16 protein-coding genes are annotated in these 13,233 nt (G+C 60.5%); 6 read left to right on the forward strand and 10 right to left on the reverse strand.

Going from position 1 to position 13,233, the window contains the following annotated elements; all coding sequences use genetic code 11:
• The first annotated feature begins 9 nt into the window (after positions 1-9).
• Positions 10-864, forward strand: a complete 855-nt coding sequence (locus BW967_RS09725; protein WP_076484884.1) for a glycosyltransferase family A protein — start codon at positions 10-12, stop codon at positions 862-864.
• A gap of 48 nt (positions 865-912) precedes the next feature.
• On the opposite strand, the gene BW967_RS09730 is transcribed toward BW967_RS09725, so the two are convergent.
• From BW967_RS09730 to BW967_RS09740, 3 genes are all read right to left on the reverse strand, one after another.
• Positions 913-1,392, reverse strand: a complete 480-nt coding sequence (locus tag BW967_RS09730; protein WP_076484885.1) for a cytochrome b — start codon at positions 1,390-1,392, stop codon at positions 913-915.
• A 115-nt stretch (positions 1,393-1,507) separates the two neighbouring features.
• Complete coding sequence (locus tag BW967_RS09735) at positions 1,508-1,747, reverse strand: DUF1150 family protein (protein ID WP_076484886.1); 240 nt, start codon at positions 1,745-1,747, stop codon at positions 1,508-1,510.
• 9 nt (positions 1,748-1,756) lie between these two features.
• Positions 1,757-2,170, reverse strand: coding sequence for an Hsp20 family protein (locus BW967_RS09740; protein WP_076484887.1), 414 nt, complete (start codon positions 2,168-2,170; stop codon positions 1,757-1,759).
• Positions 2,171-2,385: 215 nt separating this feature from the next.
• Between BW967_RS09740 and BW967_RS09745 the strand changes: the two genes are divergently transcribed.
• From BW967_RS09745 to BW967_RS09755, 3 genes are all read left to right on the forward strand, one after another.
• Positions 2,386-2,616 carry a YdcH family protein gene (locus tag BW967_RS09745; RefSeq protein WP_076484888.1) on the forward strand — a complete coding sequence of 77 codons (231 nt, stop codon included), beginning with the start codon at positions 2,386-2,388 and terminating at the stop codon, positions 2,614-2,616.
• An 81-nt stretch (positions 2,617-2,697) separates the two neighbouring features.
• Positions 2,698-3,183, forward strand: coding sequence for a 5-(carboxyamino)imidazole ribonucleotide mutase (purE, locus tag BW967_RS09750; protein ID WP_245826509.1), 486 nt, complete (start codon positions 2,698-2,700; stop codon positions 3,181-3,183).
• Positions 3,176-4,240, forward strand: coding sequence for a 5-(carboxyamino)imidazole ribonucleotide synthase (locus BW967_RS09755; RefSeq protein ID WP_076484889.1), 1,065 nt, complete (start codon positions 3,176-3,178; stop codon positions 4,238-4,240). The genes purE and BW967_RS09755 overlap by 8 nt, the downstream gene beginning before the upstream one ends.
• 26 nt (positions 4,241-4,266) lie before the next feature.
• Here the strand turns inward: BW967_RS09755 and BW967_RS09760 are convergent, their stop codons facing one another.
• On the reverse strand, positions 4,267-5,079 hold the full coding sequence (locus tag BW967_RS09760) for an alpha/beta fold hydrolase (protein WP_076484890.1): 813 nt from the start codon (positions 5,077-5,079) through the stop codon (positions 4,267-4,269).
• Entirely contained in the window at positions 5,079-5,678 is a 600-nt protein-coding gene (locus BW967_RS09765; RefSeq protein WP_076484891.1) for a 2-hydroxychromene-2-carboxylate isomerase, read from the reverse strand. Before BW967_RS09765 ends, BW967_RS09760 begins: the two co-directional genes overlap by 1 nt.
• Before the next feature lie 114 nt (positions 5,679-5,792).
• On the opposite strand from BW967_RS09765, the gene BW967_RS09770 reads away from it, so the two are divergent.
• Entirely contained in the window at positions 5,793-6,812 is a 1,020-nt protein-coding gene (locus tag BW967_RS09770) for a ribose-phosphate pyrophosphokinase (protein WP_076484892.1), read from the forward strand.
• A gap of 111 nt (positions 6,813-6,923) precedes the next feature.
• Here BW967_RS09770 and BW967_RS09775 read toward each other — a convergent pair whose 3' ends face one another.
• The 5 genes from BW967_RS09775 to BW967_RS09795 form a co-directional block, all read right to left on the reverse strand.
• Positions 6,924-7,973: a threonine aldolase family protein gene (locus BW967_RS09775; RefSeq protein ID WP_076484893.1), complete on the reverse strand. Its 1,050-nt coding sequence runs from the start codon at positions 7,971-7,973 to the stop codon at positions 6,924-6,926.
• On the reverse strand, positions 7,973-8,419 hold the full coding sequence (locus BW967_RS09780) for a YcgN family cysteine cluster protein (protein ID WP_076484894.1): 447 nt from the start codon (positions 8,417-8,419) through the stop codon (positions 7,973-7,975). Before BW967_RS09780 ends, BW967_RS09775 begins: the two co-directional genes overlap by 1 nt.
• A 42-nt stretch (positions 8,420-8,461) precedes the next feature.
• Positions 8,462-9,385 carry a bifunctional riboflavin kinase/FAD synthetase gene (locus BW967_RS09785; RefSeq protein WP_076484895.1) on the reverse strand — a complete coding sequence of 308 codons (924 nt, stop codon included), beginning with the start codon at positions 9,383-9,385 and terminating at the stop codon, positions 8,462-8,464.
• 36 nt (positions 9,386-9,421) lie between these two features.
• Positions 9,422-9,862 (reverse strand): MaoC family dehydratase, encoded by a 441-nt coding sequence (locus tag BW967_RS09790; protein ID WP_076484896.1) that lies wholly within the window; start codon positions 9,860-9,862, stop codon positions 9,422-9,424.
• A 124-nt stretch (positions 9,863-9,986) separates the two neighbouring features.
• Positions 9,987-10,865: a TIGR01459 family HAD-type hydrolase gene (locus BW967_RS09795; protein WP_076484897.1), complete on the reverse strand. Its 879-nt coding sequence runs from the start codon at positions 10,863-10,865 to the stop codon at positions 9,987-9,989.
• Positions 10,866-11,042: 177 nt separating this feature from the next.
• On the opposite strand from BW967_RS09795, the gene parE reads away from it, so the two are divergent.
• Positions 11,043-13,001, forward strand: a complete 1,959-nt coding sequence (parE, locus tag BW967_RS09800; RefSeq protein ID WP_076484898.1) for a DNA topoisomerase IV subunit B — start codon at positions 11,043-11,045, stop codon at positions 12,999-13,001.
• Positions 13,002-13,233: the final 232 nt, after the last annotated feature.

The raw sequence follows: 13,233 nt of genomic DNA on the forward strand, positions 1-13,233 counted from the left end.
GTCCCCAATATGCCCGCAACCATCATTTCTTTGACCACGATCCCGCCACGCTTTTCGCAGATCGGTGCGACCCTGCGCGACTTGCTCCGCCAAGACGTAAAAATCGACGAAATCCGCCTGAATATCGCGCGTAGCTATCGCCGCTTCCCCGGTATCGTGCCAAGCCTGCCGACCTTGCCCGAGGGCATTACCGTTCATATCAGTGAACAAGATTATGGGCCCGGCACCAAGCTACTTCCCACGCTGCGAGATCATCTCGGCAAAGATACCGAGATTCTCTTTTGCGATGACGATCAGGAGTATGCCCCCGATTGGGCCCGCCATTTTCTAGAGACTCGGCGCGAAAAGCCCAACTGTTGCATCGTCGGCAAAGGATATGATTTCGACAGTCGGCCGAAAGGCAGCCGCTATTTTATCGAAGACACATTATTTCCGCGCGCCTATCGGCAACAAAAGGGCCTCGGCTACCGTCTGCAGCGCCTGGTGCATTTGGCACAGCGCCGCCCGAAACCCTTTTTAGCAACTTTGCCGGGCTATGTGCATGTGCTGGAGGCGTATCGCGGCGCGCTGGTGCGCCCGGAGTTTTTCCCGGAGGAGGTTTTTGACATTCCCGACCTGCTTTGGACCGTCGATGACCCTTGGTTTTCGGGCCATATGGCTCGCAAGAACGTTCCGATCTGGATGATGCTAAGGGATCGACCGCACCGCGATGGCTATGAAGCCCATCATACCGAGCGGCTCTTGGAGTTTGAATATCAAGGTGTTGGACGGCTTGACGCCGATACGGCCTGCATTGATTATTTCCGCGAGCATTACGGTATTTGGCCCGGCCGTAAAGAAGTGCCCAAAGAGGTTGCGGCATAGAAAACGCCGGGCGAGCTGCCCGGCGTCCCATGGCGTCTTCGGTGCGTGTTAGGCACGCATCCGGGCGATCAGATTATCTTTGAGCCAGAACTGGTGATAAAGCGCCGCGCCGATATGGGCGAAGGTCAGGAAGAAGGCGAGCGACATCATCGGTCCATGCAATTCTCCCAAACTGCGCATTCCAAAGAACCAAGAGGCCGCCCCCGCCATGGGCCCAAGGATCAACAGCGCATAAAACGCCCAATGCAGCGCTTCAGCGAGTTTGGCAAAGCGCGGGTCGCCCCCTTGTGCTGGCGCGGGCACGCCATCGCGCAGCCGCAAGAACAAACGCAAGATCATCAGACCCAAAAGCGCCAACCCCACCGGAATATGCCATTCCGCCACCGAGCCCGTCACCGGCTGGCCGCTGTTATGCTGGTAATTGGCGCGCCCCATGCCCTCAGACACGAAGTAATTAAAGTAGAACAGCAGCACGATCACCCAATGCAATGCGATCTGGGTTGGGGCGTATTTTGTTTTCGATGACATCTCGGCCTCCTTGTTAGGGGTTCACAAACCCAACCCAGGAGCCATCAAAAAGTTCGCGCCCGCAGCAAGCTGCGGGCGGCACATTTTCGTGAGACTTTGAAATCAGGCGGACCGTTTAGTGAACGCTAAAGGCCAAGGCCTCGTTTTCGCGCGCAAGATGGAAGGCCATCCAGCGGTCTTTCACCAGTGCAAGGCGCTCGCCATTCGCATCGTGCAGGGCATAAAGCTGGGTCAACCCGCCAGCCTGCTTTTGAATATCAGCCGGAAGGTCGGACACCGCGACCGGACGCACATAAACAATACGCTCATCACCGGAACCGCCCATTGCGGGGCCAAAATCGAATTTATGATCCATAACTTCCCCTTACCTTCTGTTGATCGGAATCGTCTGCACCACTGGCTCGGGCTGTGCCCTTGTCAGATCGATGTGCAAAAGACCGTTTTCCAGCCCTGCTCCCGCGACCTCAACGCCGTCTGCTAATACAAAGCTACGTTGAAACGCGCGCGCGGCAATCCCACGGTGCAAAAAAATCCGCTCGGCCCCGTCTTCAGCCTGACGGCCCCGAATCACTAAGGCGCGGTCTTCCATGGTGATGGCGAGATCGGCCTCGGCAAAGCCCGCAACGGCAAGCGTGATGCGAAACTCATCCGCGCCGTGTTGTTCGATATTGTAAGGTGGATAGGCGTCGGAGCCCGACTTGGCGGTGCGTTCGACGAGGCGCTCGAGTTGATCGAACCCTAAAAGATAAGGATGTGCGCCGAAGCTCAGTTTTGACATCTGGCAAGCCCTTTGGAAAGCGACGTTGCAAAAGAAGGCCCCGCGATCCGGCAGCCCTCGCCTTCAAGATATGGGGTGTGCCGCGCCGGGCGCAAGAGGGGCAAAGCTCTCGTCAACCGTGAAAAAACTGCGCAAATGTCAGAAATCGCTTATAATCGTCAAATGGTCGGCGACTCGCCCGGCCCCTGTCAGTGCTCTTTTGCCGGAACCCCGCCATGAACGCCCATAGCGATACGCCCTTGGAAATGAATTCAGACGAGGTTTTGCGCGTGAAGCTTGAGGTGCTACGCCGCGAACACCGCGACCTCGATGAAGCGATCACCGCGCTCATTGACGCTGTGCACCCAGACCAGTTGCGCCTTGTGCGGTTGAAAAAGCAAAAGCTCGCGCTGAAAGACCAAATCGCCCGGATCGAAGATCGGCTGACCCCCGATATCATTGCCTAAACGCATCAGGCCTTGCCCTCCGGGGCCTTGCTCCCACAGATCACCTGCCTATAGTGCCGTTTCCATAATTTGGGGGGCCGGATGGGCGTGAAAGTTGGAATCATCATGGGCAGCCAGTCGGATTGGGCGACCATGCGCGAGGCGGCGACGATCCTTGATGAGCTGGGCATCGCCTATGAGAAGAAGATCGTCTCGGCACATCGCACCCCGGACCGGCTTTGGAGCTATGGCAAAACGGCGGCAGAGCGCGGCCTGCAAGTCATTATTGCAGGCGCTGGTGGCGCGGCGCATTTGCCCGGTATGATGGCCTCCAAAACCCGTGTGCCCGTGGTGGGCGTGCCGGTGCAGACCCGCGCGCTTTCGGGGGTGGATAGCCTTTATTCGATCGTGCAAATGCCCAAGGGCTTTCCCGTCGCGACAATGGCGATCGGCGCTGCAGGCGCAGCCAATGCCGGGCTGATGGCCGCCGGCATTTTGGCGCTGCAAGACCCCGACCTCGCCACCCGCCTTGATGCGTGGCGTGAGGCACTTTCCGCCTCGATCCCCGATGAACCGCAGGATGACTAAGATGCTAAAACCGGGCGCCACGATTGGCATTTTGGGCGGTGGCCAATTGGGCCGGATGCTTTCGGTTGCGGCCTCACGGATGGGGCTGAAATGCCATATCTATGAGCCGGGTGCCGGGGCGCCTGCGGGCCATGTGGCCGAGCGGGTCTTTACCGCGCCTTATGAGGATGAAGCCTGCCTGCGCGCCTTTGCGGCGGGGGTGGATGTCATCACCTATGAGTTTGAGAACATCCCGACCTCGGCGCTGGATCTTTTGGAAAGCCTGCGCCCGATCCGTCCTGGGCGGCGCGCGCTTGCGATCAGCCAAGACCGGATCTTGGAAAAGAGCTTCCTCAATGAAATCGGCCTGACCACCGCGCCTTGGGCGCAGGTGGATGACGCCGCCACGCTTGAAGCCGCGCTGGCCCAAATCGGCGCGCCCTCGATCCTGAAAACCACGCGCCTTGGCTATGATGGCAAAGGCCAAGCCCGGATCATGTCGGAGGCCGATGCTCCCGAAGCTTTGGCTGCGATGGGCGGTGCCGCGGCCGTGCTTGAAGGGTTCGTGAACTTCTCGGCCGAGATTTCGGTGATTGCCGCACGCGGCCTTGATGGCGCGGTTGCCTGCTATGACCCCGGCGAGAACGTGCATAAGTCTGGCATCTTGCATACCACGACAGTGCCCGCCCGTATTTCGCCCAATCTGCGCTCGGATGCGGTACTGATTGCGGCGCGCATTCTCAACGCGCTTGATTATGTGGGCGTGTTGGGGGTGGAGTTGTTCGTGACGCCCGAGGGGCTGATCGTCAATGAAATCGCGCCGCGCGTGCACAATTCGGGTCACTGGACGCAAGCGGGCTGCGCGGTTGACCAGTTTGAGCAACATATCCGCGCCATTGCGGGCTGGCCCTTGGGCGACGGCGGGCGCTATGCCGATGTCGAAATGCTCAACCTGATTGGCGATGATGTGGACCGCGTGCCCGAGTTTGCCAAAGCGAAGAACACGCAAATCCACCTTTACGGCAAAGCCGACGCCAAGCCGGGCCGCAAAATGGGACATGTGAACCGCGTGCTCTAACGGCGGAGCGGGGCTTTGCCCCGCCCCTAGCTGCGCTCTAGGTTCATCGCCAACAGGTCGGAGACCTGCGGCGCATGGGTGACCGGCAGCATATGCCCGCCGCCCGGAATGCAAGCGGTGCCCACATCCGCCAAACGCTCGGCAATGGCGGTGCAGACTTTGGCAACAATCGGCGGGCTTTGATCGCCGTGGATCAGCATCACCGGCGCGTCGATCCCCTCAATCCCATCGGCGCGCCAAATCTGCCCCGGATCTTCAAAGTTTGCGCTTGAGATGTTGCGCACCATCGGCATTTGCGCGCAAAAGCGCGCGCGCTGATGCTCCGGTAACGCCTCCCACGGCACACCCGCCCCCCAATCGCGCATGAAGCCCTTGGCGGCGGTTTCATAATCGCCCCCATCAATCATCGCTTCAAAATTGTCCTGACTGGCACGCAGGTCGCGCCACTCGGCGCTGCCCTCAACCGATTTAAAGAGAACCGGCTCAATCAGCGTCAGCGAGCGCACCGCCTCGGGCGCGCCCACCGCAATGCGCAAAGCGACCGAAGCGCCGAAACTATGGCCGATCAGATCGACGGGCCGGGTGATGAACCCCGCCGCCAGTTGCGTCACCAGCCGTTGATAGGCTCCGGGTTCCGCCCCCGCCGCCTCCCAAGGACCGGAGTGCCCGTGGCCGGGTTGGTCAAACACCGTCGTCGTCAGCACATCGGCCAGCGGATCAAGTACCGGCCCCCAAAGGCTCGCCGCCCCCAAAGTGCAGTGGATGGCAAGCGCCGGACGCTCCCCCTGCCCGATTTCTTGCCAACTGATCTCGTGGCCAAGCCGCGTTGCGCGCGCCATCAAAGCGTGCCCAGATGCGCGTCAAGAAAATCGAGCCGATCTTGCCCCCAAAAGCGCTGATCGGTTTCGGCCACAATGTAGAAGGGCGAGCCAAAGACCCCGCGCTCCACCGCCTCTTCCAGATTGCGCTCATAGGCCATTGCGCCCGTAAAAAGCCCGGTGGTGACAAGGTTCGGGTCAAACCCGGCCTCTTCCAGCTTTTCGCGCAACACATCATCTTCGCCGATGTTGCGATCTTCGACCCAGACCGCGCGGGCAATACCCCGCACCAAAGCGCCCAAATCGCCACCGCCCGCGGCTTGGGCGGCAATCACCGCATAAGAGCCCGGCGCCCCGTTGGGCGGATAGCCCACCGGCTTGAAGTTCATTTCCATATTCAGATGCTTTGACCAGCGTTCAAGTTCCTGCATCCGATAGTCCATCCGGCTTGGGTGGCGCGCCGCTGGCCGCACGCCGCCCGTGCGATCAAAGAGGGTGAGCAGATCAAGCGGTTTATAGGTGATCGTCGCCCCGTGTTTGGCGGCGATCTGCTCCAAACGGTCCCCGGCAAGGTAGGTCCAAGGGCTGAACACCGAGAAAAAGTAATCAATCTGCGCCATAGTATCGCTCCTCGGTCGTGCAAGGTTTGCGGGCAGGCTAGCCCGGTGATAAGGCAGGCGCAATCCGGCGAATCCGTGCCCTCCTCTCCGCCGGCGCCCCAGAAAGGACTATAGATGCCCGCGATGACCGAACCGAAGCTCATTTCCGGCAATGCCAACCGCCCGCTCGCCCAAGCCATTGCCCGGCGGATGTCCATGCATCGCGGCATGTCTGTCGGCTTGGTCGATGCCCGCGTCGAACGGTTCAATGACCAAGAAATCTTCGTTGAGGTCTATGAGAACGTCCGCGGCGAAGACATGTATATCATTCAGCCGACCTCGAACCCGGCGAACGACAACCTGATGGAACTGCTGATCATGACCGATGCGCTCAAGCGTTCCTCGGCCGATCGCATCACCGCCGTCATTCCCTATTTCGGCTATGCCCGCCAAGACCGCCGCGCCAAGGCCCGCACGCCGATTTCGGCGAAGCTGGTGGCAAACCTGCTGACCGAAGCGGGCGTGGACCGGGTGCTGACGCTTGATCTGCACGCGACGCAGATCCAAGGCTTCTTCGATATTCCGGTGGATAACCTTTATGCCGCCCCGGTCTTTGCGCTCGACATCTTGCACCATTTCAAAGGCCAGCTGGACGATGTGATGGTGATCTCCCCCGACGTGGGCGGCGTGGCGCGGGCGCGCGAACTGGCCAAGCGCATCGGCGCGCCGCTCGCCATCGTCGACAAACGCCGCGAAAAGGCGGGCGAAGTCGCCGGCATGACGGTGATCGGCGAAGTAACCGGCAAGAAATGTATCATCGTTGATGACCTTTGTGACACTGCAGGCACCTTGTGCAAAGCCGCCGAAGTGCTGATTGAAGCGGGCGCGACCGAGGTGCATTCCTACATCACCCACGGCGTGATGTCGGGCCCGGCGGTTGAGCGCGTCACCAACTCGGTGATGAAATCGCTGGTGATCACCGATTCCATCGAGCCCACCGAGGCGGTGAAAAACGCTCCCAATATTCGCATCGTGCCGACCGCGCCGATGTTTGCCCAAGCGATCTTGAACACGTGGTCGGGCACCTCGGTCAGTTCGCTCTTCGAGACGGACACTTTGGTGCCGATCTACGAGGGGCTCTACTCCACCGTCTAAGGCTGGACAGGCAGCGCCAAATCGCTCAAGGCTCGGGTCATGATGATCCGAGCCTTTTTCATGGTGCCAAGCCGAGGTTCGGCGGCCAAGCGGCTCGCCCTGCCCTAAGCCCTATTTCAGATGCGATAGAAAGGTGGCGATCTCTTCTTCCGTCGTGGCCCAGCTTGTCACCATGCGCGCCGAAAGCGGCTCGGACGCCTCGCCTTCCAAAGACTGATCAAAGGGCCACAGGTAATAGGCTGCCCCCGCCGCATGAAGTTGGCGGTGCGCCGAGCGCGGGAAGGCCGCAAAAACCTCATTCGCTTGCGTCGGGTGCAACAGATGCGCGCCGGGAACTGCGGAGATACCAGCCGAGAGCTTTGCCGCCATCGCATTGGCGTGGCGCGCCAGATCCAGCCACAGATCGCCCTCCAGATAGCCCGCCATTTGCGCGGCCAAGAAGCGATGCTTGGAAAACAGATGCCCGCCCCGTTTGCGACGCAGTTCAAACTCCCACGCGCGCTTGGGGTCGAACAAGATCACCGCTTCCACGCCCATGCAGCCGTTTTTGGTGCCCCCAAAACTCAGCGCCTCGATGCCCGCTTTCCACGTCATCTCGGCGGGCGTGCAGCCCGCACTGACCAAAGCATTGGCAAAACGCGCGCCATCCATGTGCACGGGCAGCTTGAACTCTTGCGCGACCGCGCAAAGCGCGGCGACCTCTTCAGGCGTGTAAATCGCGCCCGCCTCGGTCGCATTGGTGATCGAGACCATGCCGCGCTGAACATTGTGAATGCCCCCGCGCCCGGTGTGGGCGATGGTGCGGCGCAGCGCTTGCGGGTCCATTTTCGCATCGGCCCCATCGACCAACACGAGCTTGGAGCCGCCGGTGTAAAACTCGGGCGCGCCGCATTCGTCTTCTTCGATATGGGCGTTGCGATGGCAAAAAATCGCGCCCCACGGCTGGGTGAGCGCCGCACAAGAAAGCGCATTCGCCGCCGTGCCGGTGGGCACCAGATACACCGCCGCCTCTGGCGCTTCAAAAATCTCGCGTAGGCGCGTGACCACCGCTTTGCTTTGTGCATCCGCCCCGTAAGAGGCCACATGGCCCGCATTGGCCGCCGAAAGCGCAGCCATGATCGCAGGCGCAACGCCTGCGGTATTGTCGGAAGCGAAATGCATCACAGATCCTCGATCACGTAGTCTTGCCAGTCATCCTCGGGCACTTCGGCCTCGGACACCGTCCAGCCGCGCACCGAATGCCCCGTTTCATGCACCGTCTCGGTCGAACCAGAGATCAGATAGTGCCACTCCGGCAGGGGCTTGCCCTCCCACCGCAGCCGATAGGCACAGGTGACGGGCATCCAATAGACGCTTTTCTTGAGCGATTTTGGCGTCAGCCGCACACATTCGGGCACGTAATCGTGGCGGTTGGGGTAGCTCATGCAACGGCAGGTGTCGCCATCGAGCAGCTTACACGCCACACGGGTGAACTCCAATTCGCCCGTGTCTTCATATTCGAGCTTGTTGAGACAGCATTTGCCACAGCCATCACAAAGCGCTTCCCATTCAGCGGGGCGCAAGGCGGTGAGCGGCAAGGTCCAGAATTTGGGGCGCAGAGTGGTCATTGCGCGCAACCTGACAAAACCGAAGCAGATTGGAAAGGGGGCTCAGACGTTGGCGAGGATTTTCCGCGCCTGATCGCAATCTTGTGCCATCTGTTTCATCAAGCCCTCGAGCCCGTCGAACTTCATTTCCGGGCGCAAATAGGCCACCAGCGCCACAGAAAGGTGCTGATCGTAAAGATCGCCATCGAAATCGAAGATGAAAGTCTCCAGATTCGGGGTGTTTTCGCCAAACATCGGGCGCACCCCAAGGCTCGCGGCCCCGTGGTAACTGCCCGCCTGCGGGCCGGTCAGCACATCCACTTTGACGGCATAGACCCCAAGCTTGGGCAGATGCAGGCCAGAGACAGACATATTGGCGGTGGGGAAGCCCAGCCCCTTGCCACGTTTGTCGCCATGCAGCACCGCGCCCTCGATCCGGTGCAGGTGGCCCAGCATTTTCGCGGCATCTTCGGGGCGGCCTTCGCTGAGCGCACGGCGGATATTGGTGGAAGACACTTCCACCCCATCGATGTGCAAAAGCGGCGCGACCGTCACCTCATATCCGTAGCGGTGGCCCAGTTCGATCAGTTCCGCCGTGCCCGCCGCACGGCGCTTGCCAAAGCGGAAATCGCCCCCCACGGTCACATGGGACACGCCCAAACCCTCGGCCAGCACTTCGCGGGCAAAGGCTTCGGGCTCCATCCCCGCCAGTTCTTTGTTGAACGGCAGTTCAAACAGCCGCTCGACGCCCAGCTTTTCCAACCGGTGGCTGCGGGCCTCGGCGTTCATAAGGCGAAAGGCAGGTGCATCGGGGGCAAAGACCTCGCGCGGATGCGGCTCAAAGGTGATGATCCCCAAAGGGGCCTCGGTGCGCGCCAGATCGATCACCGACTGGTGGCCCAGATGCACCCCGTCGAAATTGCCCATCGCCACCGAGGCGCCGCGCGCCTCGGCCCCTAGGCCCGTCCAGTGGGTATAACTCTGCATCCGTCCCCGCCTCCGGCGAGGCCGCCGGCCGTGTCGTTAGCTCTTGGCAGCGGGCGCCAGAACCTGCGCCTCACCATCGATGACCACCGTATCGCCCACGCGGCAGCGGGTTTCAAGGGTCACGCGGCGCTTGACCGGGTCAATCGCGGCCACTGTGACTTCGGCAGTCACCACATCGCCCGGGCGCACCGGAGCGCGGAACTTCAGCGATTGGCCCATATAGATCGTGCCATGGCCGGGCAGTTGCTCGCCAATCACCGCCGAGATGAGACCTGCCGACAGCATGCCATGCGCGATACGGCCTTTGAACATGGTGCCCTTGGCGAAGTCTTCGTCCAAATGCACCGGGTTATGATCGGTCGAAACCTCGGCAAACAGTTCGATGTCGCGGTCGGTGATTTCTTTGGTCAGCGAACGGCTCATGCCGACTTCAAGTTGGTCGATGCTGATCGTGCCACGTTGGATCGTGTCGGTCATGGGGCGCTCCGGGCCTGAGTTCATGTTGCACTGCGGCATAACACGGCGGCGGCCACCATGCAAGCGCAGCGCAATTTAAGAACGCAAGAAAAAGCCTTGACGCAATATAGTTTCCCGAAGGATCTCAGCGCAGCTTGCCGACCGTATATTGCGGGTCTTGCTGACGCGCCCCAAGCCACCCCGCCAACAGATCCGGATCGGGGTTTTCCTGATCGGGACCAAACTGCTCTGCCGCTAGCCCGCCGGTGATGAAGAGAACGTCGATCCCCTCCCCCATCGCGCCAGCCACATCGGTGTTGATACCATCGCCAATCGCCAAAATGCGGCTGTCATCCACCTCGCGCAGTTCCGTCAGGCGGCGGCGCGCCAGATCATAGATCGGCGGATGCGGTTTGCCGAAGTAAAGCGTCTTGCCGCCCATCTCCTCATAAAGCGCGGCCAAGGCCCCGGCGCAGTAAATCCGTTTATCGCCCATATCGACGACAACATCGGGGTTGGCACAGAGCATCGGCAGACCGCGCGTTTTCGCCGCCAAGAACCGGGCGCGATAATCTTCGGGCACCTCGTTCACTTCATCGAAGGGACCGGTGCAAACGATCCCTTCGGCCTCGTCAAAATCGACTCGCTCGATCATGGCGCGGCCCGCCCAAGCGGCAGGAACTTCTTCAAAGAAACCATCATCCTTCGACGGCCCCAGGTGCCAGACCTTTTGGCCAATCGCGCCCGCAAACATCGCATCTTGCGCGGCGTCGCCCGAAGATACGATCCCATCATATACAGCGCGCGGCACGCCCATCCGATCCAGCTGCTCCCCCACAAATTTCGCCGGACGCGGTGCGTTGGTCAGCAGCATCACCGCACCACCACGCGCGCGGAACGTGGTCAGCGCCTCAACCGCCGCCGGAAACGGGCGCACGCCGTTGTGAAGACAGCCCCACAAATCGCAAAAAACGGCGTCATAACGATCAGAAATTTCGTCGAGCGAGCGGATAATACGGGTCATGGGTGGCCTTTCGGAAGTATGGCGCAGCGCTTAAGCCCCAGCGCGCAGGCAGCTTATGGCATTGATACGACAGAATGGCAAAGGTTGTGCCGGGGCCTGCACCACCACCTGTGCTTGCCCCGCCCCCCCAAGCTGCGGTATCTGTTTTGTTCACCACCACCAAAGAAAGCGAGCAGCATGGCCGGCGATCTTCTCTCTTCGTCCCCGACCGAAACCTATGACGCCTCCTCGATTGAGGTGCTCGAAGGGCTCGAACCGGTGCGCAAACGCCCCGGCATGTATATCGGCGGCACCGATGAACGCGCGCTGCATCACATGGTGGCGGAAATCCTCGATAACGCGATGGATGAGGCCGTGGCGGGCCATGCCAACCGCATCGAGCTAGAGATGAACGAAGATGGCTCGGTGACGGTGCGCGACAATGGCCGGGGGATTCCGGTCGACCCGCACCCCAAATTCCCCGGCAAATCCGCGCTTGAGGTGATTTTGTGTACGCTGCACGCGGGCGGCAAATTCTCCAACAAAGCCTATTCGACCTCGGGCGGGTTGAACGGGGTGGGCTCATCGGTGGTGAACGCGCTCTCTGACATTATGGTGGTGCAGGTCGCGCGCAACCGCGAGCTTTTTGAACAGCGCTTCTCACGTGGTGTGCCGCAAGGCCCGGTGGAAAAGCTGGGCGCGGCCCCGAACCGGCGCGGCACCACCGTGACCTTCCACCCCGATGAGCAGATTTTCGGCTCGCTGACACTGAAGCCCGCACGGCTTTTCAAGATGGCGCGCTCCAAGGCCTATCTGTTTTCGGGCGTTGAAATCCGTTGGAAAACCGCAATCCCCGATGGCGACACTCCGCTGGAGGCGACCTTCCACTTCCCCAATGGCTTGGCAGACTTTTTGGGCGAAACGCTCACCGGGGCCTCCACCTATTCTGACAAACCTTTTGCGGGGCGGGTGAGCTTTGAGGAAAAGTTTGGCGTGCCCGGCTCCGTCGAATGGGCGATCAACTGGACCCCGGTGCGCGACGGGTTCATCCATTCCTATTGTAACACCGTGCCGACGCCCGAGGGCGGCACCCATGAATCGGGCTTCTGGGCCGCGATTTTGAAAGGCATCCGCGCTTACGGCGAGCTTTCCAACAACAAAAAAGCCGCGCAAATCACCCGCGAAGATATGCTGACGGGCGGCTGCGCGCTGATCTCAATCTTCATCCGTGAACCCTCGTTCGTCGGGCAAACCAAAGATCGGCTTTCGACCGAAGAGGCCGCGAAATGGGTCGAAAGCGCGGTGCGCGACCACTTTGACAACTGGCTGGCGGCGGACCCGAAATCGGCTGGCGCGATCTTGGATTTTCTGGTGCTGCGCGCCGAGGAACGGCTGCGGCGGCGCGCGGAAAAGGAAACCTCGCGCAAATCCGCCACCAAAAAGCTGCGCCTGCCCGGCAAGCTGGTGGATTGCTCGGCCACGAACCGTTCGGGCACCGAGCTTTTCATCGTCGAAGGCGACTCGGCCGGCGGCTCGGCCAAAATGGCGCGCGACCGGACCAATCAGGCGCTCTTGCCGCTGCGGGGTAAAATCCTCAACGTGCTCGGCGCGGCGAGTTCAAAACTCGGCCAAAACCAAGAGATCAACGATCTTGCGCAAGCGCTTGGCGTGGGGCTCGGCACAAAATTCCGCGTCGATGATCTGCGCTATGACAAGGTCATCATCATGACCGATGCGGACGTGGATGGCGCGCACATCGCCAGCCTGTTGATGACCTTTTTCTTCACCCAGATGCGCCCGCTGATCGACAAAGGGCACCTCTACCTCGCCTGCCCGCCGCTCTATCGCCTGACCCAAGGCGCGAAGCGGATTTATGTGGCCGACGAGGCCGAAAAAGAGAAATGGCTCAAGAAAGGCCTTGGCGGCAAAGGCAAAATCGACGTGCAACGCTTCAAAGGTCTGGGCGAAATGGACGCCAAAGACCTGAAAGACACGACGATGAACCCTGCCACCCGCAAGCTGATCCGCGTAACGATTGACGACGAATTCGCGGGCGAAACCGATGATCTGGTGGAACGGCTGATGGGCAAAAAACCGGAACTGCGGTTCCAGTATATTACCGAAAACGCCCGGTTCGTTGAAGAGTTGGATGTGTGAGGGGGCAACCCAACACAGCCAACTTACAGCCGATGGCATAGTCTTGCCCCCGTACCCCCAACTCTCTTGGAACTGACGTTTGCGCCTTGGGATCATTTCGGGCGCTTGTGGCGTTGTGAGCGCCTCTTAAACGTAAAGCCTCACCCTCAAGCGCTTCAAATACCTCAAAAATACAAAGCATTTACCCTTTTGACTTCACCAAGTTTTGGAGATTTTGAGCGATCCTGAAACG

This window comes from Rhodobacter aestuarii (genome assembly GCF_900156655.1).
Lineage (GTDB): Bacteria > Pseudomonadota > Alphaproteobacteria > Rhodobacterales > Rhodobacteraceae > Rhodobacter > Rhodobacter aestuarii.